Source organism: Actinopolymorpha singaporensis (assembly GCF_900104745.1).
GTDB classification, from domain to species: domain Bacteria; phylum Actinomycetota; class Actinomycetes; order Propionibacteriales; family Actinopolymorphaceae; genus Actinopolymorpha; species Actinopolymorpha singaporensis.
Window position 1 is genome coordinate 5546257 of record NZ_LT629732.1, and the last position, 24613, is coordinate 5570869.

At 70.9% G+C, this 24613-nt stretch carries 19 protein-coding genes; 9 read left to right on the top strand and 10 right to left on the bottom strand.

All coding sequences use genetic code 11. The features are described 5' to 3' along the window. Positions 1–19: 19 nt before the first annotated feature. A complete protein-coding gene (locus BLU27_RS24835; RefSeq protein WP_092656034.1) occupies positions 20–1507 on the bottom strand; it encodes a hypothetical protein in 1488 nt (495 codons plus the stop codon). A 107-nt stretch (positions 1508–1614) separates the two neighbouring features. On the opposite strand from BLU27_RS24835, the gene BLU27_RS24840 reads away from it, so the two are divergent. The 4 genes from BLU27_RS24840 to BLU27_RS24855 all read left to right on the top strand — a co-directional run bounded on the left by BLU27_RS24840 (position 1615) and on the right by BLU27_RS24855 (position 4798). Further along, positions 1615–2481, top strand: coding sequence for a GntR family transcriptional regulator (locus tag BLU27_RS24840; RefSeq protein WP_092656035.1), 867 nt, complete (start codon positions 1615–1617; stop codon positions 2479–2481). A gap of 72 nt (positions 2482–2553) precedes the next feature. Further along, positions 2554–3000, top strand: coding sequence for a hypothetical protein (locus BLU27_RS24845; RefSeq protein ID WP_092656036.1), 447 nt, complete (start codon positions 2554–2556; stop codon positions 2998–3000). A 128-nt stretch (positions 3001–3128) separates the two neighbouring features. Continuing rightward, positions 3129–3977 carry a hypothetical protein gene (locus tag BLU27_RS24850; RefSeq protein ID WP_092656037.1) on the top strand — a complete coding sequence of 283 codons (849 nt, stop codon included), beginning with the start codon at positions 3129–3131 and terminating at the stop codon, positions 3975–3977. Beyond that, on the top strand, positions 3974–4798 hold the full coding sequence (locus tag BLU27_RS24855) for a GNAT family N-acetyltransferase (protein WP_092656038.1): 825 nt from the start codon (positions 3974–3976) through the stop codon (positions 4796–4798). Before BLU27_RS24850 ends, BLU27_RS24855 begins: the two co-directional genes overlap by 4 nt. 9 nt (positions 4799–4807) lie before the next feature. Here the strand turns inward: BLU27_RS24855 and BLU27_RS24860 are convergent, their stop codons facing one another. The 6 genes from BLU27_RS24860 to BLU27_RS24885 all read right to left on the bottom strand — a co-directional run bounded on the left by BLU27_RS24860 (position 4808) and on the right by BLU27_RS24885 (position 13262). Continuing rightward, entirely contained in the window at positions 4808–5875 is a 1068-nt protein-coding gene (locus BLU27_RS24860; RefSeq protein WP_092656039.1) for a DNA polymerase IV, read from the bottom strand. A gap of 29 nt (positions 5876–5904) precedes the next feature. Then, complete coding sequence (locus BLU27_RS24865) at positions 5905–7212, bottom strand: Bcr/CflA family multidrug efflux MFS transporter (protein WP_092656040.1); 1308 nt, start codon at positions 7210–7212, stop codon at positions 5905–5907. A gap of 385 nt (positions 7213–7597) precedes the next feature. Next, on the bottom strand, positions 7598–8272 hold the full coding sequence (locus BLU27_RS24870; RefSeq protein WP_092656041.1) for an SDR family oxidoreductase: 675 nt from the start codon (positions 8270–8272) through the stop codon (positions 7598–7600). Positions 8273–8597: 325 nt separating this feature from the next. Next, positions 8598–11444: a vitamin B12-dependent ribonucleotide reductase gene (locus BLU27_RS24875; protein ID WP_092656042.1), complete on the bottom strand. Its 2847-nt coding sequence runs from the start codon at positions 11442–11444 to the stop codon at positions 8598–8600. A 206-nt stretch (positions 11445–11650) separates the two neighbouring features. Continuing rightward, on the bottom strand, positions 11651–12145 hold the full coding sequence (gene nrdR, locus BLU27_RS24880; RefSeq protein WP_092658231.1) for a transcriptional regulator NrdR: 495 nt from the start codon (positions 12143–12145) through the stop codon (positions 11651–11653). A gap of 418 nt (positions 12146–12563) precedes the next feature. Further along, entirely contained in the window at positions 12564–13262 is a 699-nt protein-coding gene (locus BLU27_RS24885; protein ID WP_092656043.1) for a LysM peptidoglycan-binding domain-containing protein, read from the bottom strand. 358 nt (positions 13263–13620) lie between these two features. Between BLU27_RS24885 and lexA the strand changes: the two genes are divergently transcribed. Together lexA and BLU27_RS24895 are read left to right on the top strand one after the other, a co-directional pair. Further along, on the top strand, positions 13621–14358 hold the full coding sequence (gene lexA, locus BLU27_RS24890; protein WP_092656044.1) for a transcriptional repressor LexA: 738 nt from the start codon (positions 13621–13623) through the stop codon (positions 14356–14358). 43 nt (positions 14359–14401) lie between these two features. Further along, positions 14402–15268: a hypothetical protein gene (locus tag BLU27_RS24895; RefSeq protein WP_092656045.1), complete on the top strand. Its 867-nt coding sequence runs from the start codon at positions 14402–14404 to the stop codon at positions 15266–15268. Positions 15269–15340: 72 nt separating this feature from the next. Here BLU27_RS24895 and BLU27_RS24900 read toward each other — a convergent pair whose 3' ends face one another. Then, the gene (locus BLU27_RS24900) at positions 15341–17488 is read right to left on the bottom strand and encodes an ATP-dependent DNA helicase (protein WP_092656046.1); all 2148 of its coding nucleotides are present in this window, start codon (positions 17486–17488) and stop codon (positions 15341–15343) included. 135 nt (positions 17489–17623) lie between these two features. Here BLU27_RS24900 and BLU27_RS24905 point away from each other — a divergent pair, with 135 nt between their 5' ends. Next, positions 17624–19531 (top strand): S9 family peptidase, encoded by a 1908-nt coding sequence (locus BLU27_RS24905; RefSeq protein WP_092656047.1) that lies wholly within the window; start codon positions 17624–17626, stop codon positions 19529–19531. A gap of 94 nt (positions 19532–19625) precedes the next feature. Here BLU27_RS24905 and BLU27_RS24910 read toward each other — a convergent pair whose 3' ends face one another. Further along, the gene (locus tag BLU27_RS24910; protein WP_157728793.1) at positions 19626–20318 is read right to left on the bottom strand and encodes a GIDE domain-containing protein; all 693 of its coding nucleotides are present in this window, start codon (positions 20316–20318) and stop codon (positions 19626–19628) included. A 407-nt stretch (positions 20319–20725) separates the two neighbouring features. Between BLU27_RS24910 and BLU27_RS24915 the strand changes: the two genes are divergently transcribed. Beyond that, positions 20726–21292: a rhomboid family intramembrane serine protease gene (locus tag BLU27_RS24915; RefSeq protein WP_241827620.1), complete on the top strand. Its 567-nt coding sequence runs from the start codon at positions 20726–20728 to the stop codon at positions 21290–21292. 94 nt (positions 21293–21386) lie between these two features. On the opposite strand, the gene hflX is transcribed toward BLU27_RS24915, so the two are convergent. Next, complete coding sequence (hflX, locus tag BLU27_RS24920; protein WP_479683689.1) at positions 21387–22835, bottom strand: GTPase HflX; 1449 nt, start codon at positions 22833–22835, stop codon at positions 21387–21389. A gap of 429 nt (positions 22836–23264) precedes the next feature. On the opposite strand from hflX, the gene BLU27_RS24925 reads away from it, so the two are divergent. After that, the gene (locus BLU27_RS24925) at positions 23265–24581 is read left to right on the top strand and encodes an enolase C-terminal domain-like protein (RefSeq protein ID WP_092656051.1); all 1317 of its coding nucleotides are present in this window, start codon (positions 23265–23267) and stop codon (positions 24579–24581) included. The last annotated feature ends 32 nt before the right edge of the window (positions 24582–24613 follow it).

The window sequence follows — 24613 nt, forward strand, 5'->3', positions numbered from 1 at the left end:
GCCGGGTCGTACGAGCCGGTCAGTCGTGCGGGTCGTTGGCGCGCAGCCGCAGCGCCGTCATGGCCGCCGACCGCCCGGTCTCGCTCAACAGGTGAACGCCCTTGCCCGCGGCGACCACGAGGGGGAGGCGACCCGCGGCGATCTCCGCCACGTAGCCCGCCCCGTCAGTGCTGACGGACTCCTCGAAGTCGTCGGCGTCGTCTGCGTCACTGACGTCATCCGCGTGATCGAACTCGGACCCGTTCTGGATGGTGCCCCCGCAGTCCGGACAGATCTCGTCCTCCGCGGCGTCCCCCTCCAGCTCGCCTGCCCAGCCCTCCGGGTCGTACGCCACGAACCCGAACATCGCCCCGCGCCGTAGCCAGATCCAGATCGCGGCCTGGGTCAGCCGCCAGTGGACCGGTTCGCCCTCGGGGGTGCGGAACATCGGCGAGACCATCTCGTGGGCGGCCGCCGCCATCTGTACCCAGTACGTCGGCTTGGTCAGCAGCATCGCCGCGGCGACCTCGTTCACCGCCTGGTCGTACGGCGAATCGCCCAGCCAGGCCCGGGCCGCGAGCTCCCACAGCTTGACCGGCTCCTCCAGCACGGCCCGCCCCCGGGCCGACAGGCGGAGAACACCCTGCCGCTTGGCGACCAGCTTGTGGTGGCGGAGCAGCAGGTGCAGGTCACGTAGCTGCGGCAGGTCCAGCTCACGGCTCACCCGGCCGGGTTTGGGCTTCCAACCGAACAGCGCGTCGGCCTCGCGCGCGATCTCCGGCGGGAGATAGCCGCGCTGGGTGAGGCGCACGCCGTCACCGATCCGGGCGAGCAGCCACACCAGCGGCTCGGGCTCGGCGGCGGGTACCGTCACCGGACGGTGGATCAGCGGCTCGACCAGGCCGAGGACGCGACCGCGAATCTGTGGGCCCGCGTCGATCCAGGTCTGCCGGCGGTCCTTGTGGATGACGTCGAGGGGGCGCTCGCCGTGGAAGTACCGCGACGGCGTGGTGAGCCAGCGTTCGGTCAGCGCCTGCTGCCTGCGCCGCCAGCCGGGACGGCCGGGTTCGTACTCACCTGCGACGATGGCCGTCTCCAGCACCCGTTGCAGTTCGTCGTAGGCGCTCGCCTCGGCGCTGCTGACGCTGCGGCGCCAGGTGAGCAGATCGGTGTCGGGTGGATTGGTGCCGGTGCGTTCGATCGCGGCGTTGGCCGCCTCGATCCCCTCCTCGCGCGACCGCGCGTACGCCCCGAACACCTGCTTCGTCTCTTCGGAGCGGGCGAGCCCGGCGAGGGTCGGCCGCCACGCGAGCTCCAGGAGCTGGGCGGCTGCCTCAGCGACTCGTGGCCACTCGTGCGGGGGCATCCCCCACGTGACCGGAAGCAGGATCCAGAGGAACCGCTGGATCTCGATCTGGCCGACCTCGCTGAAGTCCCGAAGGTCGCCCACCAGGAGGTCGACAACGTTGCGGGCGTCCTCGACGAGGTCCTCGGGCATCCGCGCCAACAGCATGTCGTGGCGACCCATCCGGCAACACCCTCTCCAGCTGGTGATCACTGGCGTCTCCAGGATCACACAAGGCGCCGATCGAAGACGAGACGATCTCGAGCGGCTCCTCAGGTCGATACTGGACCATGTCGCGGACCCGTCACGAGATCGACCCGAGCACGTTGACGACCGGCGCCCTGTCAGCCGGCCGACCCAAGGGCCACCAGTTGCGCAAGATACTGGAGGACCTGGCCGGACGCTTGCCGCCGGGCGCACTACTGCCGTCCGAACGCGTCCTCGCCGACCACTTCGAGATCTCCAGAACGACCGTACGCCAGGAAATCCAGCGGCTGGTCACCGACGGTGTTCTGCTCCGGCGGCACGGGCACGGGACCGTCGTCGCCGAACCCCGGCCGGCGCACACCGACCTGCTCACGTCGTTCAGCCGGGACATGCGCGCCCGCGGACTCTCCCCCGGCTCCCGGGTGCTGTCCACGTCGGTGGAGCCGTCCGGCCCACGGATCGCCGCGCGGCTGGAGGTCGAGCCTGGCTCCCCCGTTCTGCACCTCGTACGACTGCGGACCGCCGACGGGGATCCCATGGCCCGGGAGAGTACGGACGTGTCCCTCGCCAGGTTTCCCGGCCTGGACGAGGTGGCATGGGAGCAGCAGTCGTTGTTCGACACGCTGCAGGAGAGGTTCGGCGTACGACCGGCGACAAGTGAGGCTCGCATCTGCGCGGTACTACCGGAGCCGTACGACGCCGAACTGCTCGAGATCGGCTCCGGCCAGCCGTGCCTGCTGATCGAGGCGGTGACCCGTGACGGCGCCGGCCACGTGCTGGAGGCCGAACGCTCCGTCTACCGCGGTGACAGGTACGACGTCCTGGCCCGGGCCAGGCGCGCCGGCGACCACCACTCCGACGGCCACGACTACGGCTACGGCTACGGCTACGGCTACGGCTACGACGAGCGCTGCGACGACCCGGCGGACTGGAACGGCCGCACTGTGTGACAGAAAGCAACATGAACATATCCACCTGTGGAAAACACTCACCTGGGTGGTGGGAATGGCGCACTATCAGGTATGGCCACTTCCAGGTCGGACCTTCGCGATCCCGCCGCGGCTCTCGCCGGCATCGCCCGGCGCCACCAGCTGCGGCCCGGCATGGTCATCATCGGACTGGTCGAGCACCCCAGCACGATCCAGCACCTGCTCGACACGACCGTTCTCTACGACGCCGCACAGGCGCCGGAGCAGGCCCGCCACTGCGGCGTCCTGATCCAGCGGGCGGCGGAGCGGTTGTTCGGGCCGCGGCTCATCCTCGGCCAGCCGCGACATACCTTCCTGACCGTCGTCGTACGCCGTGGGCCGCTGGTCGTCACCAACGAGGACCAGCGGTGGTTCGACGGCTGGCGTGAGGCCGAGCATCGGCTGCCGGTGCTGGACGGGACGCTGGTGCTGTTGACCGACCAGGGCTGGATGTGCGCCGACAACAAGCGCGTCGGATTCCTGCCCGCGTTGGTGGCCTGAGCTCGGTACGCCGGGGAGACTCGGCACGCTGAGGAGACTTGAGCCCGGCTTCCATCATGTGACCGATGGCCTGCGGTCGACCGCGCGAGGCTTTATGCTCGCGATCGGTTTGGTCGGAGGAGTACGTCATGCCCGCACGGTTCAACGCGCCGCCCAACTGGCCGGTCCCGTCAGGCTGGACTCCGCCTCCCCACTGGAGGCCGGACCCCGCGTGGGGGCCACCGCCCTACGGCTGGCAGGTGTGGGTCGAGGAGTCGCCGCCGCGCTCGGCGTGCCGACGCCGCCAGGTGCTGGTCGCGTTCGGGGTGGTCGTCGGCCTGGGCAGCATGGTCGGCTACGTCCATGCGTTCTCCGCACCCGAGCCAGAACCCGCGACGACGTTCACCACCAACACCGAGGACGCGCGGAATCCGGCCGCCGAGCCTCCGGCGCCCGCCTCCCGCGAGGGGGTCCGGCCCACGGGCCGCGGCACAGAGGTGGACGTCTCCCGCCGGGACCCGCCGCCCTACACCGTCTCTCCGCCGGACGTGGACACCCCGCCGTCGACCCGGGCACCGCGGCCGCCGGCCCCACAGGGAAGGCGATCCGGCCAACCGGATGCGCCGAACGTGTCCCCGGGGGTGACTCCCCCGCCCGACGCGGCGGACGGGCGGCGCAAGCCCTCCTCCGGCAAGCTCCCGCCGAACACGCCAGGTCCGCGCACCCGGCCCGGCCCCGAGGCGAACGAGCACCCGCACCAGCTGGGCGACGGCCGTGGCCCGGGCGACCGGCAGGGAGACCGGAACAGGCGACCGCCCGGCGGCCATGACCACTCCGACCACTCGCGGCCGCGTCCTCGCTTCGAGCAGCCCGTGGAAGTACTCCAGCGCACCAGGCCCGCGTCACCGACCACACCGGCACCCACCACACCGGCACCCACCACACCGCCGCTTCCCGGCACGGCTGCCGGCAGTCGTGGCCTGGATCACGCCTCATGACGGCCGGCTCCGGCGCACCGCCGCCCGGGAACGACGTTGCCGGTGAGTGGACACGGGACCGGATCCTGGCCACCGCCGCGGACTGGGTGTGGGTGCCCGACGACGCCACCGAAGTCCGCACCGACGACTACCACCTGATCGCCTACCCCGAATGGTTCTCCTCCGGCACGCAGGTCGCCTGGTGCCGGTCGGAGCGTCCCGCCGACACGCTCGTCCGCGAGGTCGCCGGCCAGGTACGCCGGTGGGGCCGGGACCAGGTGAGCTGGTGGCTGTCCTCCGCCAGCCGGCCCGCCGACCTCGAGTCCTGGCTGCGTACCGCCGGTGCGGCGCTCAGCGAAACCGTGGAAGTCCTCGCGTACGACCTGACCGGCCCGCTCCCCGACGTCGGCACGGTCGACGTCCGGTGCGTGCCCGTCGACGACGCCCGGACCCTTGCCGACGCGCACCTCGTGGCGCAGGAGGTGTGGGGCGGAGGCCAGCCGCCGTCGGAACAGGTGGAGCGCGAGCTCGCCGGGTGCGCGCTGCCGATCGCCGAGCGCGGGGAGTTCCGGGTCGTGGCGTACGTCGGGAACGAGCCCGCCGCCACGGGCGGCTGCACCCTCGCCGGCGGCGTGGCCCGGTTGTGGGGTGCCGCGACCCGCCCCGCGCTGCGTGGCGGCGGAGCCTACCGCGCCGTCCTGCTGACCAGGCTGGCCATCGCCCGCGACCACGGCGCGACCCTTGGTCTGGTGAAGGGACGGGTCGCGACGTCGGGTCCGATCCTGCGCCGCGCCGGCTTCACCGCGTACGGACGCGAACGCAGGTACCTCCTGCCGGTGTGAGCCGCGGGGTCAGGTCTCCGCCTCCTCGGCGAACTCCGCCCGCACCCCCAGCAGGCGGACCGGTCGCTCACCGCCGCGCCGGTCCGTCCGCTCCTCCACCGAGAACCTGTCCAGCGCCGCCAGCGCGCCCGCCTCGATCGCGGCCGGGTCGCTGGTCGGTGCCGGCAACCGCACGCTGCGGGTCAGCGTCACGAACGGCGCGAAGCGCACCTTGATCCCCACCCGCGCCGCCGGCCTGCCCTCCAACCGGACGTCCTGCGCCACCCGCGCGGCGAGCAGGACGACCTGGGTGCGAACGGCGGCCCAGTCGGTGAGGTTCTCCTGGAACGTCGTCTCCCGGCTACGGGAACGCGGCACGTACGGCGTACCGACCACCGGCGAGCTGTCCGCGCCACGGGCGAGGCGGCGAAACCACGGGCCCATCGTCGGACCCAGCCGGTCCGCGAGCAGACGCGGGTCGGCGGCCGCGAGGCCGCGGACGGTGTCGATCCCGAGGTCGGCGAGCTTGCGTGCGGTCTTCGACCCGATTCCCCACAACGCGTCGGTGCGCAACTCCCCCATCACCGTCCACCAGTTGTCCTCGGTGAGCCGGAACACTCCGGCCGGCTTGCCGAAACCGGTGGCCAGTTTCGCCCGGAGCTTGTTGTCCCCGACGCCGACCGAGCAGTTCAGCCCGGTCCGTTCCCGTACCGCATCCTGAATCTCGCGGGCCACCGACTCCGGGTCGTCGGTGTGCACTTCCAGGAAGGCCTCGTCCCAGCCCATCACCTCGACGACCGCGGGAAACTCCCGCAGGGTGTCCATCACCCGCGCCGACGCCTCCTCGTACGCCGGGTGGTCGGCGGCCAGAAAAACCGCGTCGGGGCACCGCTTCGCCGCGGTCCGCAGCGGCATCCCCGACCGCACCCCGAACTCGCGGGCCTCGTACGACGCGGTGGCCACCACCCCACGCTGGGTCGGGTCGCCGGAACCACCGACCACCACCGGCCGGCCGGCGAGTTCAGGGCGGCGAAGCACCTCGACGGCGGCGAGGAACTGGTCGAGGTCGACGTGCAGGACCCAGCGGCGGGTGTCCACGAACTCCAGTCTGCCCGGCCGGGCGACGGTCAGTGCGGGAGCGGCGCGGTCTGCTCGCGCTCCACGGTCGTGGCGATTCCCTCGTCGACGACTGTCGCGCCGTCGGTGCGTGCACCGCCGGATCCGCGCGTGCGGGGCTCGGACGGTGCGAGGACGAGCGCGATCGCGAGTACGCCGACAATCCCGGCCGCGATCACCCCGGCCATCGGGACCGCGGTGTGCGAACCGAGCGATCCGATGAACGGGCCGGCGGCCGCACCCACGACGAACTGGGTCATCCCGACCATGGCGGCGGCCGTGCCCGCCGAGTCCGGGTGCCGGTTCAGTGCCAGCGCACCGGCGTTCGGCAGCACCAGGCCGATACTGGTCATCAGCACAAACAACGGCACCGCGAGCCCGGCCAGGCCGAACGCTCCGGTCGTGGCGGTGAACACCAGCGCCAGCGCCGCGACGACGCTGAGCCACAGCGCCCGCCGCAGGATCTGGAACGGCGGGATGCGCAGCACCAGCCGGGCGTTCCACTGGCTGGCGGCGACCATGCCGACGGAGTTCATGCCGAACAGCAGGCCGTACGTCTGCGGGGACACCCCGTGCACCACCTGGTAGGCGAACGGCGAGCCGGACACGTAGCCGAAGATGGCGAGGAAGCCGAACGCCGACATCCCGGCGTACCCGACGTAACGCCGGTCGCGCAGCAGCCTGCGGTAGGTGCGCAGCGTGCCCACGACCCCGCCCGAGCGCCGGCGTTCGACGGTCAGCGTCTCGCGTACGAAGAGGGCGACCACGCCGGTCATCACCAGCCCGAACCCCGCCAGCAGCCAGAACAGCCCCCGCCAGCCGGTGAGGCCGAGCAGCTGACCGCCCAGGGTCGGCGCGATCACCGGCGCCACCCCCATCACCAGCATCAGCCGGCTCAGGATGCTGGCGACCATCGGGCCGTCCACGAGGTCACGCACCAGCGCCTGGGCCAGCACCGCACCGGCTGAGCCGGCCAGGCCCTGCAGGAAGCGGCCGACTGCCAGCGCCTCCACCGAGGGCGCGAGCGCGCAGAGCACCGAGGCGACGGCGTACCCCGCCATCCCGAACAGCAGCGGCCGGCGGCGGCCGATCGCGTCCGACAGTGGGCCGATCAACGCCTGGCCGATCGCCAGGCCCACCAGGCAGGCGGTGAGGGTGAGCTGCACCAGCGGCTCGGTGGTGTGCAGGGAGCGGGCGAGCTCGGGGAACGCGGGGAGGTACAGGTCGATCGACATCGGGCCGATCGCGGTGATCGAGCCGAGGAGCAGGACCAGCAGAGGCATCCGGGGCACGCCGGCATTGCCGGCGGAGGTACGCACAGTGGACTCCGAAGCAGTTCGTGGGTGGTACGGGCGAGCGGGTGTACGCGGGCCGAGCGTCCGGTCACGGCACGCCGTCCGAACGATGAGCGCGGGGCGTGGTCGAAGACGAGACGATCAGCGAAGGAGAGGGAAGACGAGGCGGATCGGCCGGGCGACGCTGCCCACATCGTGCCTCAGCTACATCGATACCCTGGAGCATTCCACGTCGTCGAAGTGACTCACATCACTACCGCGTGGCTCAGGCGTGGCGGGCCGGAACTTTTCACATGGCGTTCACCGGGGTTAACTCCGGGCGCTGACTTCCCGGCGATCCGGAAGGTTGCAGGCCGCCGCCCGCCGTCGGCGACTTTCGTCTGCACGGGTCTGGGTGAGCCGGCGTGTGTCAGCCCTCTCGGGCCACCCGCGCCACCGCGTCCTCGATCGGCTCCTCACCGCCGACGAGTTCGAGCACCATGCCGGCGGTCGCCGGGGTGTCCAGCAGGGCGGCGAGAACGGCAGCCACGTCGTCGCGACTGACCGACCCGCGGTCGACCCGCGGCGCGAGCCGGACCCGGCCGGTACCCGGGTCGTCGGTGAGGCGCCCGGGACGCAGAATCGTCCAGTCCAGATCACGTTGGCGCAGATCCTCTTCGGCGGCGAGCTTGGCCCGGAGATAGGCGACGAACACCTCGTCCACGCCTTCGGGAGTGGCCCCGCCACGGACAGACTCCACACCCATCGACGACACCTGGAGGAACCGCCGCGTCCTGGCCTGCTCGGCCGCGGCGGCCAGCAGGACTGCCGCGCCCCGGTCGACGGTGTCCTTGCGGGCTACCCCGCTGCCTGGCCCTGCGCCCGCGCTGAACACCGCGGCGTCGGAGTCGGCCAGGAGGTCGGACACCTCGTCGACGTCGGCATGCTCGAGGTCGAGCACGGCCGGCTGAACGCCGACGGCCTCCAGGTCGGCGGCGTGAGCGGGGTTGCGGATGATCCCCACCACCTCGTCCCGGCGCCGCGCCAGCAGGGTCCCGAGGCGGATCCCGACCTTGCCGTGGGCACCAGCCAGTACGACGCGCATCGTCGCCGCCTCCTCCTCGTGTCGCCGTACCTGCGGGGTCGCGGTACCTGTCGCCTGTCGTCGCCGAGTTCGCATGCCCGAACTCGTACGTCTGAGCTCGTCACTTCTCCTGCGCGCGTAAGACGTCGGAGAGGTAGTCGAAGACCACATCGGGGTCGGCGTAGACGGTGGTGCTGGCCTGGTGGGTTCCCATGGACGGCCTCCTCGGTCGGTACGACGTGCCCGCCGTCCCACCTGACCACGGCCGAGAAGTACCCGCAACCAGCTGTCCCCGAAACCGGAGTTTCGGGGACAGCGGGTTGCCACCGGTGGCTCGTGCGCGGGTTCAGCTGCAGCCGCTGGTGCTGCCGCACCCCTCGCAGACGAAGCAGCTTCCGGCCGGGCGCATCTTCGTGCCGCAGGTGAAGCACAACGGCGCGTCGGCGGTCGTGCCCTGGATCGCCTCCAGCAGCTCGGTCGAGGTGTGCGCCTCGACCGGTGCCGGCTTGGCGGCCGGCGCAGCCGCGGCGGCCTCCTCGACCTCCCCCGCCTGGCGGAGCGAGGACGCGTCACCGGTGTCGGTCGGCACCTCGGCCGACTCGTACGAACCGGTCTCGAGCTGACGCTGGCGCTCGTCGGCGGAGTAGATCCCGAGCGCCGACCGCTTCTCGAACGGCAGGTAGTCCAGGGCCAGCCGCCGGAAGATGTAGTCCATCATCGACTGCGCCATCCGGACGTCGGGGTCGTCGGTCATCCCGGCGGGCTCGAAGCGCAGGTTGGTGAACTTCTGGACGAACGTCTCCAGTGGAACGCCGTACTGCAGCGCGATCGAGATGGCGATCGAGAACGCATCCATCACCCCGGCCAGGGTCGACCCCTGCTTGCCGAGCTTCAGGAACACCTCACCCAGCCCGTCGTCGGGGTAGGAGCCGGCGGTCATGTACCCCTCGGCACCGCCCACCGTGAACGACGTGGTGCGCGACGGCCGCGACTTCGGCAGCCGCTTGCGGGTGGGGCGGTACTCCACGACGACCTGGGGAGCGGTCTCCTCCTCCTTCACCTCGGCCTTCTTGGCCCGGGCGTCGGACAGCGGCTGGCCGACCTTGCAGTTGTCGCGGTAGATGGCGAGTGCCTTCAGACCCAGCTTCCAGCCCTGGAAGTAGATCTCCTCGACCTCCTCGACGCTCGCCGTCTCCGGCATGTTGACCGTCTTGGAGATCGCCCCGGACACGAACGGCTGCACCGCGGCCATCATCTTCACGTGGCCCATCGGGCGGATCGCCCGGGCACCCATCGCGCAGTCGAACACCTCGTAGTGCTCGGGCTTCAGACCGGGCGCGTCGACGACGTGCCCGTGCTCGGCGATGTACTCGACGATCGCCTCGACCTGCTCCTGCTGGTAGCCGAGGCTCGCCAGCGCGCGGGGGACGGTGTTGTTGACGATCTGCATCGACCCGCCGCCGACCAGCTTCTTGAACTTGACCAGCGCGAGGTCGGGCTCGATACCGGTGGTGTCGCAGTCCATCGCCAGCCCGATGGTGCCGGTGGGCGCGATGACCGACGCCTGGGCGTTGCGGTAACCGTGCTTGGTGCCGACCTCCAGCGCGCGCTGCCAGGCCTCCCCGGCAGCAGACAGAACCGAGCGGTCGAGCTCGCCGACCGAGCGCACGGCGTCGTTGGCGGCGGCGTGCTTGCGGATCACCCGCTGGTGCGGCACGGAGTTGCGGGCGTAACCGGCGTACGGGCCGACGATGCCGGCCAGCTCAGCCGACCGCTTGTAGGCGGTGCCCGTCATCAGCGAGGAGATCGCGGCCGCCATCGCCCGGCCGCCGTCGGAGTCGTAGCCGTGGCCGGTGGCCATCAGCAGCGCGCCGAGGTTGGCGTAGCCGATGCCGAGCTGGCGGTAGTCGCGGGTCGTCTGCCCGATCGCCTCGGTTGGGAAGTCGGCGAAGCAGATCGAGATGTCCATCGCGGTGATGACAAGCTCGACGGCCTTGGCGAAGTTCTCCACGTCGAACCGGCCGTCGTCACGCAGGAACTTCAGCAGGTTGAGCGAGGCGAGGTTGCACGAGGAGTTGTCCAGGTGCATGTACTCCGAGCACGGGTTGGACGCGGTGATCCGCCCGGTCTCGGGGCAGGTGTGCCAGTCGTTGATCGTGTCGTCGTACTGCAGGCCGGGGTCGGCGCAGCTCCAGGCGGCCTCGGCGATCCGGCGGAAGAGCTTCTTGGCGTCGACGTCCTCGAGCACCTCGCCGGTCTGCCGCGCACGAAGGCCGAACGACGTGCCGCCCTCCACCGCACGCATGAACTCGTCGGAGACCCGCACGGAGTTGTTGGCGTTCTGGTACTGCACGGAGTGGATGTCGGCACCGCCGAGGTCCATGTCGAACCCCGCGTCGCGCAACGCGCGGATCTTGTCCTCCTCGCGCGCCTTGGTCTCGATGAACTCCTCGACGTCGGGGTGGTCCACGTCGAGGATGACCATCTTCGCCGCCCGGCGGGTGGCACCGCCGGACTTGATCGTGCCGGCGGAGGCGTCGGCACCACGCATGAACGACACCGGGCCGGAGGCGGTGCCGCCGGAGGACAGCAGCTCCCGGCTGGCACGGATGCGGGAGAGGTTGACCCCCGCACCGGAGCCGCCCTTGAAGATCAGCCCCTCCTCCTTGTACCAGTTCAGGATGGAGTCCATCGAGTCGTCGACGGCGAGGATGAAGCACGCCGAGACCTGCTGCGGCGACGGCGTACCGACGTTGAACCACACCGGGCTGTTGAAGCTGAAGTACTGGTGCAGCAGCATCCAGACCAGCTCGTGCTCGAACACCTCGGCGTCTGCAGGGCTGGCGAAGTAACCGTGCTCCTCACCGGCCGCGCGGTAGGTCTTCACCACCCGGTCGATGAGCTGCTTCAGGGTCCACTCGCGCTCCGGGGTGCCGACGGCGCCGCGGAAGTACTTCGTGGTGACGATGGTGGACGCGTTGACCGACCAGAAGTCGGGGTACTCCACGCCGCGCTGTTCGAAGACGGTCTCGCCGGTCTTCCAATTCTGCTGAACGACGTCCCGGCGCTCCCAGGTCACCTCGTCGTACGGGTGGGTGCCCGGGGTGGTGAAGATCCGGCTGACCTTCAGTCCCTTCGCCGAGCGCCCCTTCGTGCCCCCGCGCGTGCTGGGACCGCTGACCGTCTCCGTCATGCTGGCTCTCCTTGTCCTGCTGATCGTCTGCGCGGATCAGCGTCGTGGTCCGGGCGGGACGCTTCCCCTCGTCCCCCCGGGGTCGTGGACTTCCTGTGTTCTTTCCGTCGTCGTGGGCGGCCTCGCGGCCGGGTGTGTCCGGGCCGGCTGCGTCTGGGGCCTCTTGTGTCCGGACTCTTGTCCTGTCCGGTTGTCTGGCCTGTTGTCTAGGACCGGCTGGGTTGCCGGCCCGGCCGTGGCTCGGGCACCGTCTCGTCGTGTTCGGCACGCAGCACCGCGATCTCGGACTCGAAGTCGGCCAGGGAGTCGAAGCTGCGATAGACGCTGGCGAAGCGCATGTAGGCCACCTCGTCGAGCTCCCGAAGCGGGCCGAGAATGGCGAGACCCACCTCGTGGGAGGGGATCTCCGCCGAACCGGTGGACCGGATCGTCTCCTCCACCCGCTGTGCCAACTGCGCGAGGGAGTCCTCGGTGACCGGGCGGCCCTTGCACGCCTTGCGGACCCCGGTGATGACCTTCTCGCGGCTGAACGGCTCGGTGACGCCACTGCGCTTGACCACCGCGAGCGTTACCTGCTCGACCGTGGTGAACCGGCGCTCGCAGTCCAGGCACTGGCGCCGACGACGGATGGCGGCTCCGTCATCGGCGGTGCGGCTGTCGACCACGCGACTGTCTGGATGCCGGCAGAACGGGCAGTGCATCGCCTCGTGACTCCCCTCGCCGCCGGCGGGCACGACGCCCGGCCAATCTCCGTCCGACCACTCGCCGACACCGCCTCCCTGGGGACGAACCTGTGGATGACCTGGGGAGAACCTGTGCCTGGCGAATCACAACCTGTGGATGACTTACAGGTCTGTAACTACCACATCTAGGGGTACGCTACGTCGGTCGTTCGAGGCACGCAAGGCGCCCCGCGTGTCGCTGCGGACACGTCTCGGCGTCCCCGCAGGTCAGGCCCGCGAGGCGGGTCGAAAGCAACATTTCGGCTCGGCGTGTCGGCCCGGAGATGGGGGCGAACACGGGTCATGGCCGACCGCCGGAGGGCGCACGGGAACGCACGGCGCACGGGCACACGCAGGCTCGCGCCCCGCTCGGGCAGGCGGGCTGGCGGGCGGCAGGTCAGCGGGCCTGGACAGGGACGATCAGCCGCTGGCCGACCCGGAGGTCACCGGCGCGGGAGAGGTCGTTGAGCCGGGCGATCTCGTCGATGGTCGCCCGCGGGTCGGTGTTCGGGGTGAGCTGGGTGGCGATTCCCCACATCGTCTCCCCCGGCTCCACCGTGATCGTGGTCGTGGCCGTCGGGCCGGCCGCACCAGCGGCGGGCGCGGCATCGAGCACGGCCTGGGCCAGGAGCCCGAGGACACCGGCGAGCGCGAGCGCTGCCAGCGCCGTCATCGTGGTCAGGACCAGCCGCCCCCGCCTCGTGAGACGAAGACTGGAACCGGCGCCGCGCCCGCCGGCCGGGAGCACGCACGACCGCACGCCGCGCGGACGCGGCGGACGTCGACGAACGGCAGGCGGTTGCGGGGTGGGGGTGGGCCGCAGCCGCCCGCCCGCCTCCTCGCGCAGGTCCGCCCGGGTCACGCCTGGCACAGCAGTCCGGGTGGCACCCTCCGGCACCTGCCACGGGCGCATCCGCAGGAAGGGGCGGACGTCACCGGCCTGGACGTCACCGGCCTGGACGTCACCGGCCTGGACGTCACCTGGGCGTACGGGCGGCGCGACCGGGCTGAGGTGCCTGCGGCCGCGGCCCGGAGCACCGCCGGCCCGACGGGACACGAAGTCCTCGAGATAGACCACCGACGCGCTGTTGCTCATCGTCCGACCTCCCACGAACACCGATTCACTTCCGTCACGCCTTCGCCGCCCGTCACATCGCCGCCGGCCGCTTCCGCTGCACGCATCCGCGTCACCACTTCCACGCCGGCGCTCGAACGACTGTTCGACGTTCCCACTGATGGATTTCTACACCAGCCCACCGACAAGCACCAGAGTTCCCTCGAAAACACGTTCGACGGAGCTGCCCGAAAGGCTCCTTTCCTGGTCTTTCGAGTTCCGGTAAAACAATCGCGACACGCGTCGAACAGATGTTTGAAAGTGCTATGACCAGGCTCTAGGCTCACTTCCGAGGGTCGGCAGAGTCGCGGCCCGAAATCTGTGGAAGGAGACAACCGCTATGCCCAAGCGGAAAAACACGGCGACCGAGTCCTCGACGGCGACCGTCCGGGAGTTGCCCGACGGCCCACCCGACGCGACCGGACTCACTCCACGCCAGCGTCGCATCCTCGAGGTGATCCGCGACTCGGTGGAGACGCGCGGATATCCCCCCGCGATGCGTGAGATCGGCGACCTCGTGGGCCTCACCTCGTCCTCGTCGGTCGCCCACCAGCTCAGAGTCCTGGAGACCAAGGGGTTCATCCGCCGTGACCCCAACCGGCCCCGCGCGCTCGAGGTGCTCGCACCCTCACCGTCCACAAGGCGGCCGTCCCTGTCGGGCGTGCCGGCCTACGACGAGACCGACAGCGGCGAGGACCGCCCTGCGCCGGCGTTCGTGCCCGTGGTGGGGCGGATCGCCGCCGGTGGCCCGATCCTGGCCGAGCAGTCGGTCGAGGAGATCATGCCGCTGCCGCGGCAACTCGTCGGCGAGGGCGAGCTCTTCCTGCTCCGCGTCCGAGGTGACTCGATGGTGGAGGCGGCCATCTGCGACGGTGACTGGGTGGTCGTACGCCAGCAGCCGGAGGCGGAGTCGGGCGAGATCGTCTCGGCGATGATCGACGGCGAGGCGACCGTGAAGACGTATCGCCCCCGTGACGGCAAGGTGTGGCTGGTGCCGCACAACCCGGCTTACGAGCCCATCCCTGGAGACGACGCGGTCATCCTCGGTAAGGTCGTCGCCGTCCTACGTCGCGTCTGAGCAGGAGGCGACGCTCGTCACAGGAGCTATCACCGGGAGCGACATGTCCGACCCAGCGGCGGAGACCGGCACCATGCCCGGATCCAACCATGCACCTCTCAACGTGGGTGCCGCGGAGTCCGGGCGTCCGGGACCCCCGCCGAAGGAGCCACTGGACCCCAACGCCGGGAAGAGTCTCATCATCGAGGTGGACGGGGCGCGATGGGCACGCGTCCCGATCCAGACCGACCTGTTCGGCCGGGGTGACCAGGTGGCGGACAAGCTCAGCGACTACGTGGTCAAGACGGTCCGGCTCGCCGAGGACGACTCCAGGTTCGAAGGTGCGTTCGCCGAGCCGTGGTACGTCGTGGTGAGCGAGAAGATCGTGGCGATCTCGCAGGGACGGTCCTACTTCACCTGGGAGATCAACCCCACCCCCGCGGCCAGGGTGCTGTCGAAGTGGGTGCAGCGCACCCCACACGGCATCGGACTCGGCAGCCCGTGGACGATGCAGCTGGCGATCAAGGAGGCCGGGCTTCCGCGCATCCTGGTCGCAGCCGGGGCCAGCGTCGTGGGCAAGGCGGTGGGCCGGCGTGGCTGGTTCTACCGGGTGGCCGGCCACCGGGTCAACGCGATCGACGGGCCTACGCCCTACTCCGCGTTCCCGTCCAACGTCTCGGCGAAGCTGCCGCCGAAGGCGCCCGACAAAATGGCTGCCGAGATCACCGCGGCAGTCCGTAAGGTGCTCCCGCCGGGGCCGGCGCGCACGCTGGGCGGCACCGTGGTGATCGACTCCAACGACCTTGGCCGGGACGTCCTCGGTCACGACACCAGCCAGCCGACCGAGTTCTTCGCCGAGCTCTTCCGCGACAACCCGTTCGGCCAGGGCCGGCAGCAGACACCCGTCGCGGTGTGCGTCCATCGGCCCTGACCGAGCCCACGACCGACCCGACGACCGACCCGACGACCGTCGCCCGAGCCGACAGCCCGCCCGGCCACGGTTTTACTGCTCGCGAGCTGACCGGAGCCGGCGCAGCGCTCCGAGCGCGACGTCGCGGTCGCCGGTGAACCACATCGGCGGCAGCGACGCCCGCAGATAGGTGCCGTACCGCGCCGTGACCAGGCGCGGGTCGAGCACCGCCACCACTCCGCGGTCGCTCGACCTGCGGATCAGGCGGCCCACCCCCTGCGCGAGCAGAAGCGCGGCGTGCGTGGCTGCCACGGACATGAAGCCGTTCCCTCCCGCCTCGTCGACCGCGCGCTGACGCGCCGAGGTCAGCGGATCGTCCGGGCGCGGGAACGGAATCCTGTCGATGATCACGAGCTGACAGGCGTCACCCGGCACGTCGAGGCCCTGCCACAGCGACAGCGTTCCGAACAACGACGTGTCCGGCTCGGCGGCGAACCTCCGGTGCAGCTCGCTCAGCTGCCCCTCGCCCTGGCAGAGCACCTCGACTCCCAGCCGGTCCCGCACCGCCGCGGCCGCCTCCTCCGCCGCCCGGCGGGAGGAGAACAACCCCAACGTCGCTCCGCCGGCCGCCTCGACCAGCTCGCTCACCTCGTCCAGGACCCGCGGAGAGATCCCGCCCCGGCCGGGCGGAGCCAACCTGCGGGCGACATAGAGGATCGCCTGCCGGCCGTAGTCGAACGGCGAGCCGACGTCCAGGGCGCGCCACGGCAGCGGCTCCACGACGTCCTTGCCGCCCTCACTCGCCGAGTCACCGTCCTGTTCTCCGGTCGAGTCGCCGTCCATCTCACTCCCGGCACGGGCTTTCCGGCCGGACCCGCTCGCCTCGCCGGCGGCACCGTCGGTCCCACCACCCGCCTGGCCGTCCCCGTCCGGGATCCGGTCGACCGGGCGCAGGCCCACCGACCGGGCGGCGGCATCGAAGTCCCCGCCCAGCTTCAGCGTCGCCGAGGTGAGAATGCAGGTCCGTTCGGCGAGCAACTTCTCCCGCAGCAGCCCCGCGACCGACAGCGGCGCCACCCGAAGCTCCGGACCGCCGCGCTCGCGTTCGGCCACCCACACCACGTCGTACGGCGACAGTTCGCTGACGCGTTCGGCGACGTCACGGATCTGCTCGACGTAGGAACGCGCCTGCCGGCGACCCGACTCGGCGTCGGAGTCCTTCTTCTCGCTGGGAAAGGCCGACCAGGCCGAGCGCGCGGAGTCGCGGACCAGCGCGACCGCGGCGGCGAGCTCGGAGCTGGGCGTCTCCACCCTGCCCAGCGGGGCGGACGCCAGCGCCGAGCGCAGCGCCTCCCCCGCGTCCTCCAGCGGATCGGCCTCGCCGCCCTCACAGAACGGCTGTGCTCTCCGTGCGGCACGTTCGATCATGCCCGGGGACAGCTCGGCCGAGGCGGTCCCGGTCACGCGGGCGGCGAGTTCGTGCGCCTCGTCGATGATCACCACGTCGTAGTCCGGCAGCACCGAGATGTTCTCCAGCGCGTCGATCGCGAGGAGCGCGTGGTTGGTGACGATCACGTCGGCCGCGAGCGCGCGTTCGCGGGCGCGTTCGGCGAAGCACTCCCCGCCGTACGGGCAGCGCTGCGCACCCAGGCACTCCCGAGAGGACACCGCGACCTGCGCCCAGGCCCGGTCCTGGTGGGTGGGTGCGGCGTCACGGTCACCCTCACCACCGGTCTGTGCCTGCATCGTCGCCCACGACCGAAGCTCCAGCACCTGCCGGCCGAGCGGACCGCTCGGCACGCGTTCCAGCAGCGCGCCCTGCTCATCAGGGACGCCGTCGCGCACACGGTGCAGGCAGGCGTAGTTGTGGCGTCCCTTGAGAATGGCGTATGACGGACGGCGTTCGAGCCGCTTCTCGATCGCCTCCGCGAGCTGCGGAAGATCGCGACCGACCAGCTGGGCCTGCAGCGCGAGGGTCGCGGTCGCCACCACGACCGGACGTTTGCGGCCACCCGGGTTCAAGAACGCCGGCACGAGGTACGCCAGGGACTTCCCGGTGCCGGTGCCCGCCTGGACCACCAGGTGCTCGCCGGTGGCAATCGCCCGGGCGACCGCATCGGCCATCACCAACTGGCCGGGGCGCTCCATGCCGGCGAGGGCGTCGACCGCATCGTGGAGCAACTCTCGCACGCGGTGGTCGGGACGTTGCTGGTCGGCGGAACCCCGCGCTGCGTCGGCCATCCCGCGAGGCTATACCGGCGGAGGTCCGGGCAGAACCGACGGCACCACACGGCCGGGGTGGCGCCGGGCGTGCGCGGGCACGGTCTGGCACGTACCGCCCTGCCGGATGTCCCCGGGATGTGGTGGGATCGCTGCATGACCTACGACGCCGTTCCGCTCATCCCCCGCGCGGTCCTGTTCGGGAACCCGACCTACGCGAGCCCCACGGTCTCCCCCGACGGCACGCTGCTCGGCTTCCTCGCTCCCGAGGAGGGCGTGCTGAACGTCTGGGTCGGCCCGGTCGACCGCCCGCACGAGGCGACGCCGCTCACCCACGACCGCGGCCAGGGCATCCGGGTCTTCGGCTTCTGCCACGACGACCGGACCCTGTTCTACCTCCAGGACGCCGACGGCGACGAAAACTGGCGCCTGCACCTGCTCGACCTCACCGACGGCCGCGAGCGGTGTGTCACGCCGTACGACAACGTTCAGGTCCGAGTTCTCGGCCACAACCGCTGGCACCCGACGACGATGCTGCTCGGCATCAACAAGGACCGGCCCGAGTTGCACGACGTCTACGAGCTCGACCTGGAGACCGACGAGCTGCACAAGCGGATCGAGAACCCCGGCTTCGTGGGCTGGCTGGCCGACACCGATCTGGAGGTGCGTGGCGCGGCCTCGATCACCGAGGACGGCGGCGCGGTCTACTACCTCGCCGACAAGGCCGGCGACTTCCACCCCTGGCTGGAGGTGTCGGCCGAGGACACCAACACGACCAGCCCGCTGGGCTTCTCCCGCGACGGCCGCACCCTCTACCTCGTCTCGTCGGTAGGGTTCAACGCCGCCCGGCTGGTCGAGGTCGACCTGGCCGAAGCCGAGCGGGAAGCCGAACTAGTCGACGGACAGGGCGACGGACAGGCGGGCGCGGACGGCAGCTCACAGAGGGTGCTCGCCGGGGACGACGCCTACGACGTCGGCGGGGTGGAGTTCGACCCGCAGACCAGGGCGCCGCAGGCGGTGATCTTCGACAAGGACCGCGAGGTCTGGGAGTACGTCGACGAGGACTTCGGCCGGGCGGTGGAGGAGGTACGTTCCGCGCTGGGGATCGACGGTGAGCTCGGGATCACCCGCTCCGAACGCAGCGAACGCACCTGGCTGGTCTCGGTGGTGCCCTCCGACGGCCCGGTGCGCTACTACTTGTACGACCGGCCGACGAAGAGCCTGAAGTTCCTGTTCTCCCACAAGCCGGACCTCGCGGGCTATCCGCTGGCTCCGATGGAGCCGTTCGCGTTCACCGCCCGGGACGGGCTGGAGATCCACGGCTACCTGACGTTCCCGCCCGAGACCGAACGCCGCGACCTGCCGGCGGTGCTCAACGTCCACGGCGGGCCGTGGGCCCGCGACAGCTGGGGCTACAACGCCGAGGCGCAGTGGCTGGCCAACCGCGGCTACGTCAGCGTGGAGATCAACTACCGCGGCTCCACCGGCTACGGCAAGGCGTTCGGCAACGCCGGCAACAAACAGTGGGGCCGGTCGATGCACACCGACCTGCTGGACGCCGTCGAGCACCTCGTCGGCCAGGGCCTGGTCGACCGGGAGCGAGTGGGCATCATGGGCGGCTCCTACGGCGGCTACGCGGCGCTCGCCGGCGCGGCGTTCACCCCGGAGGCGTTCCGCTGCGCGGTCGACCTGTGCGGGCCGTCCAACCTGCTCACCCTGCTCAGCTCGATCCCGCCGTACTGGAAGCCGCTGGTGGCGATGATGTACGCCAAGGTGGGTGACCCGGAGACCGAGAAGGACATGCTCTGGGAACGCTCGCCGCTGTCCCGCGTCGACGACATCGCCATCCCGGTGCTGGTTGCCCAGGGTGCGAACGATCCGCGGGTGAAGCAGGCAGAGGCCGAGCAGATCGTGGAGGCGCTGAAGGCGAAGGGCGTGCCCCACGAGTACCTCCTGTTCCCGGACGAGGGGCACGGGCTCGCCAGGCCCGAGAACCGCGAGATCTACTACGCCGCGGCCGAGCGCTTCCTGGCCGAGCATCTCGGCGGACGCACGGAGTCCTGAGGGGTATCCGATGCCCTGGGCAGTCGGCTGGCGTGCCCTGCCGGCTGCCCGGCGGCTGGTGACCGAGCGTGCCAACCGTGCAGGACAGAGCCCCTCAGCCGAACATCTGGAACACGCCGACCACGGCCGAGGCGAGGCCGACTGCCGCCGCGACCAAGGCCGCGATCGTGAACGTCCGTTGCCGAGAGCGTGACCTCGCGAGCAACTCGGCCTCGGTTCGCGTGCTGACGATCTGGGGCTCGGTGACGGCGAGCTCGCCGGTTGCGTCGCTCGCCTCACCGAGAACGTAGACCCGCCGGCCCGGACGCAGGACCCACTCCTCGTACTGGTATCCGTCGGTACCCGAATCGTCGCTCGGGATGCTCATGCGGAACTTTCCGAGCTGCAGGGTGGTCGCTCCCCCGCGGGTGTCCCGCTCGAACCGGTCGAGCACCTTCTGTGCCCCGTCGACCAGGACGCCGCCCGGGTACACGGTGACCACACCGCTCGGGTCCTGCACGAGGAAGGGCTGACCGGAGGTGTGCTGGGACATGATCTCGGTTCGGCTGACCCGCCGGGTGCTCCCCTTGCTGTCGCGCCGGGTCTCCCAGTACTTCCGCGTCACCACATGCCGGTGCCACACGCAGTCGACCTTCGCGAGCTCGGAGGTCAGCGGTCCGGACCCACCGGCGCACAGCCGACCGGTCACCTCGACCCGGTAGCGGAAGGCGCCCGGGCCGGCGGCCTGTACGGCAGCCTGCTGGAGGGCACCAAGCTCCTGTGCGCTCAGGGTCTCGGTGGTGATCATGGCATGCTGCCTGGCGCGCGCGGTTTGCGCGAAGTACGCGCACACGGCTCCGGCGACAAGGGCCAGGACGCCTACGACGATCATTCGACTGCCCCCGTACGTTCGGACTAACCCGCGTGATGACCGCAGGGCCTTACGGATACTGCCGTACGCGGGATGCGTCAAGGAAGCCCGGGACCGAGTGCAAGCTCCCCCGCAGAGAACAGCGGATGCCACCAGCCTGCGTTCGCACCCAGGTATGGCGAGCCGACCGGCAGCCTGGCGTGGTGCCGGAATGAGAAGCTGCTGAGAATCGAGGGCGTCCACCCGCGCCCTTGCACCGATCAGGCATGGTTGGGGATATGGCCTTCGAGACGTCCCGGTGGTCCGAGCGACGCGGATCCGGTAGGGCACCCGACCCCGGCGTCATGGGTCTGAAGGCGCTCATCGGCCTGATCGGGCTGATGTGGGTGAGCGAGATCGCCGACATGCTGCTCGGCCATCACCTGGACACCTACGGCATCCAGGCGCGCGAGACCGAGGGGCTGCTCGGCATCGCGTTCGCGCCGTTCCTGCACGCGGGCTTCGGCCACCTGATCTCCAACACCATCCCGCTGCTGATGCTGGGCGCGATCATCGCGGTGGCCGGCGCGGCCCGGCTCCTGCTGGTCACCGGACTGATCGCGCTGGTCAGCGGCCTCGGCACCTGGCTGACGTCGCCACCTGGATCGGTGACGATCGGCGCGAGCGGTGTGGTGTTCGGCTACGCGTCCTACCTCATCGCCCGCGGCATCTTCAGCCGCAGTCTCGGGCAGTTGCTGATCGGCCTGGTGGTCATCCTGGTGTGGGGCGGTGCGTTGCTGGGCGGACTGTTGCCCCAGGCCGGCATCTCCTGGCAGGGGCATCTGTTCGGCGCCATCGGCGGCGTGCTCACCGCGGGTCTGCTCAGCGACGGCCGACGCCGTCAGCCGACCGTCCCGGGCTACCGATACTGACGCGCCGATCGGGCGTCCCCGGCCGGTAACCGTCCGAGGACACCCGTCGACGCGAGAGCGTCTCTGCCGTACGGGGCGTTGTACGTCGGCGAACTCAGGCGGTGGCGAAGCCGTTCAGGGTCGCCGCCAGCCCCGGATCGACCCGGGCGCGCAACCGAGTGCCGTCGGCGGTGTGCTCGACCTCGATCACCTCGCCGTGTTCGTGCACCTTCGCCACCAGGTCCCCGCGGGCGTACGGGACGAGCGCACTCACCTCGACCTCGGGATGGGGTAGCTCGGCACCGATCATCTCCAGGAGTTCGGGTATGCCCGCGCCGGTACGCGCGGAGACCACGACGGAACGAGGCACCAGGGTCTGCAACCGGGCCAGCTCGATCGGGTCGGCGAGGTCGGCCTTGTTGATCGCCACGATCTCCGGCAGGTCGCCCGCCCCGGCCTCGGCCAGCACCTCGCGTACGGCACTGATCTGGCCCGTAGGGTCGGCGTGCGAGCCGTCCACGACGTGCACCACGAGGTCGGCCTCTGCGACCTCCTCCAGCGTCGACCGGAACGCCTCCACCAGCTGGTGCGGCAGATGCCGGACGAAGCCGACCGTGTCGGTCAGGGTGAACAGCCGCCCGTCGGAGGTGGTGGCCCGCCGGGTCGTCGGGTCCAGCGTGGCGAACAGCGCGTCCTCGACCAGCACCCCGGCGCCGGTGAGCCGGTTGAGCAGCGAGGACTTGCCGGCGTTCGTGTACCCGGCGATCGCGACGGAGGGCACGGCGTTGCGGCGGCGCCGCTGCCGCTTGGTGCTGCGGCCGGTCTTCATGGCCTCGATGTCGCGCCGGAGCTTGGCCATCCGGGTGCGGATGCGGCGCCGGTCGAGCTCGATCTTCGTCTCACCGGGTCCGCGTACACCGACGCCGCCGGTGCCGCCGCCGGCACGACCGCCGGCCTGACGGGAAAGGTTGCCACCCCAGCCACGCAGGCGGGGAAGGAAGTAGGAAAGCTGGGCCAGCTCGACCTGCGCCTTGCCCTCGCGGCTCTTGGCGTGCTGGGCGAAGATGTCGAGGATCAGCGCGGTGCGGTCGATGACCTTGACCTTGACCCGCTCCTCCAGGTTGCGCAGCTGGGCGGGGCTCAGCTCACCGTCGCAGATCACGGTGTCGGCGCCGGTGGCGATCACCTCGTCGCGCAGCTCCTCGACCTTTCCGCGCCCGATGTAGGTCGCCTGGTCGGGTCGGCTGCGGCGCTGGATCAGCCCTTCCAGCACCTCCGCGCCGGCCGTCTCGGACAGCAGCTTGAGCTCGCGGAGGGAGTTTTCCGCATCGGCGATGCTTCCACCGGTCCACACCCCGACGAGCACCACGCGCTCCAGCTGGAGCCGGCGGTACTCGACCTCGGTGATGTCGGTGAGCTGGGTGGAGAATCCGGCCACCCGCCGGAGGGCCTGGCGGTCTTCCAGGTCCAGCTCGCCTGTCGCGGGGTCGTCCACCGGAAACTCCCGGTCGACCACCGTGAGGCGCAGGTCAGCGTCGTCCGCCGGAACCGTCTGTGCCGTCACGGGCAGACGGTCGGCGTCGGTGTGTTCTTCGCGTCGTAGTGTCATACAACTCCAGTCAACGCCACGGGTCGGCCGTAGCTTCCCCAATCGTGGCACCTCCTAGCCCGTCGTGCATCCGGATATGTCCCGGCTGCGTCGATTCCGGCCCGCGAATCGTGCCGCACGACCGGTCGCCGGACCGGCCCAGCCGCTCGACCGGCCCGGTGGCCCGGCTCGGCTGACCGAAACCAGCCCAACCGGGCCGACCCGGGCCGTCCGGGTGGCAGCAGTGGCGCCGCGCTCCCTAGAGTCCCGAGCAGGCCGGAACAAGCCGGGAGCAAGCCGGCCCAACCGGGAGTCAGCCGAAACCGCGGAACTCCCGCAGAACCCGGCGCCGAGCAGCCACAAAGACGAACGCCCAGACGAAAGTCCGGACCGGAAGGAAGCCTGGTGACCTCCCCCGAGCACAGCCCCGAACCCCTCGCCGCCCCGCCCTGGCAGGCCCCCGGAAGCGGAGGGACGCGGATCACCAGGGTGAGGACCATCCTCACCGCGCCGGAGAACATCACCCTCGTCGTGGTGAAGATCGAAACCTCCGACCCGGGGCTCTACGGCCTGGGCTGCGCGACGTTCACCCAGCGTGCCCGCGCGGTCGCGGAGGCGGTCGACTCCTACCTCGCCCCCCAGCTGGTCGGTCGGGACCCCGCCGACGTCACCGACATCGCGAGCTCGCTGTTCCTGAGCTCGTACTGGCGGTCGGGCCCGGTGCTCAACAACGCGCTGTCCGGTGTCGACATGGCGCTGTGGGACCTGAAGGGCAAGCAGGCCGGGCTGCCCGTGTGGCAGCTGCTGGGCGGTCGGTGCCGCAGCGCGGTCCCGGTCTACGGGCACGCATCGGGCCGGGACGCGGCGGAGGTCGAGGACGGCGTACGCGCGTTCGCGGAGAAGGGCTACAGGTACGTCCGCTGCCAGGTCGCGGTGCCGGGCGCGCTCACGTACGGCGTGTCCGCGGCACCCGGCGCTCCCGACCGCGGGCCGGTGGGCTCGGGCACGGGGTCGGCCCGGGCGGCCCTGGTGCCCGACGCCTGGGATCCGGACTCCTACCTGCGGGTCGTACCGGAGCTGTTCGCCCACCTGCGAGACAAGCTGGGCGAGAGCGTCCACCTGCTGCACGACGTGCACGAACGGCTGAACCCCACGCAGGCTGTCCGGCTGGCCAAGGCGCTGGAGCCGTTCGGGTTGTTCTTCCTGGAGGACCTGCTGGCGCCGGAGGACCTCGGCTGGCTGCCGACGGTGCGGGCGCAGGCCGCCACGCCGCTGGCGATCGGCGAGTTGTTCACCAACCCGGCGGAGTATGTGCCGTTGGTACGGGACCGGCTGGTCGACTTCGTACGCTGTCACATCTCCGCGATCGGCGGACTGACGCCGGCCTGGCGACTCGCCAACGCCGCGGAGCTGTTCGGGATCCGGACCGCCTGGCACGGCCCGGGCGACGTCTCCCCCGTGGGCCATGCCGCCAACCTCGCCCTCGACCTCGCCGCGCCGAACTTCGGCATCCAGGAGCAGCACGTCTTCAGCGAGACCGCGGCGGAGGTGTTCCCCGGGTGCCCGCAGGTGCGGGACGGCCACCTGTGGCCGAGCGACACACCCGGACTGGGCGTCGACCTGGACGAGGAACTCGCGGCGCGGTTCCCGCCGGTGGAGCCGCTGGTCAGGGACGCCTGGACGCGTACCCGGCTGCCGGACGGCACCGTGCAACGTCCGTGACGGCCGAACGCTGACGAACGCTGCCGCCGGTC

Coding starts and splice junctions, on each gene's coding strand:
- BLU27_RS24835 (WP_092656034.1), bottom strand. CDS start 1,507: ATGGGTCGCCACGACATGCTGTTGGCGCGGATGCCCGAGGACCTCGTC.
- BLU27_RS24840 (WP_092656035.1), top strand. CDS start 1,615: ATGTCGCGGACCCGTCACGAGATCGACCCGAGCACGTTGACGACCGGC.
- BLU27_RS24845 (WP_092656036.1), top strand. CDS start 2,554: ATGGCCACTTCCAGGTCGGACCTTCGCGATCCCGCCGCGGCTCTCGCC.
- BLU27_RS24850 (WP_092656037.1), top strand. CDS start 3,129: ATGCCCGCACGGTTCAACGCGCCGCCCAACTGGCCGGTCCCGTCAGGC.
- BLU27_RS24855 (WP_092656038.1), top strand. CDS start 3,974: ATGACGGCCGGCTCCGGCGCACCGCCGCCCGGGAACGACGTTGCCGGT.
- BLU27_RS24870 (WP_092656041.1), bottom strand. CDS start 8,272: ATGCGCGTCGTACTGGCTGGTGCCCACGGCAAGGTCGGGATCCGCCTC.
- BLU27_RS24875 (WP_092656042.1), bottom strand. CDS start 11,444: ATGACGGAGACGGTCAGCGGTCCCAGCACGCGCGGGGGCACGAAGGGG.
- nrdR (WP_092658231.1), bottom strand. CDS start 12,145: ATGCACTGCCCGTTCTGCCGGCATCCAGACAGTCGCGTGGTCGACAGC.
- BLU27_RS24885 (WP_092656043.1), bottom strand. CDS start 13,262: ATGAGCAACAGCGCGTCGGTGGTCTATCTCGAGGACTTCGTGTCCCGT.
- lexA (WP_092656044.1), top strand. CDS start 13,621: ATGCCCAAGCGGAAAAACACGGCGACCGAGTCCTCGACGGCGACCGTC.
- BLU27_RS24895 (WP_092656045.1), top strand. CDS start 14,402: ATGTCCGACCCAGCGGCGGAGACCGGCACCATGCCCGGATCCAACCAT.
- BLU27_RS24900 (WP_092656046.1), bottom strand. CDS start 17,488: ATGGCCGACGCAGCGCGGGGTTCCGCCGACCAGCAACGTCCCGACCAC.
- BLU27_RS24905 (WP_092656047.1), top strand. CDS start 17,624: ATGACCTACGACGCCGTTCCGCTCATCCCCCGCGCGGTCCTGTTCGGG.
- BLU27_RS24910 (WP_157728793.1), bottom strand. CDS start 20,318: ATGATCACCACCGAGACCCTGAGCGCACAGGAGCTTGGTGCCCTCCAG.
- BLU27_RS24915 (WP_241827620.1), top strand. CDS start 20,726: ATGGGTCTGAAGGCGCTCATCGGCCTGATCGGGCTGATGTGGGTGAGC.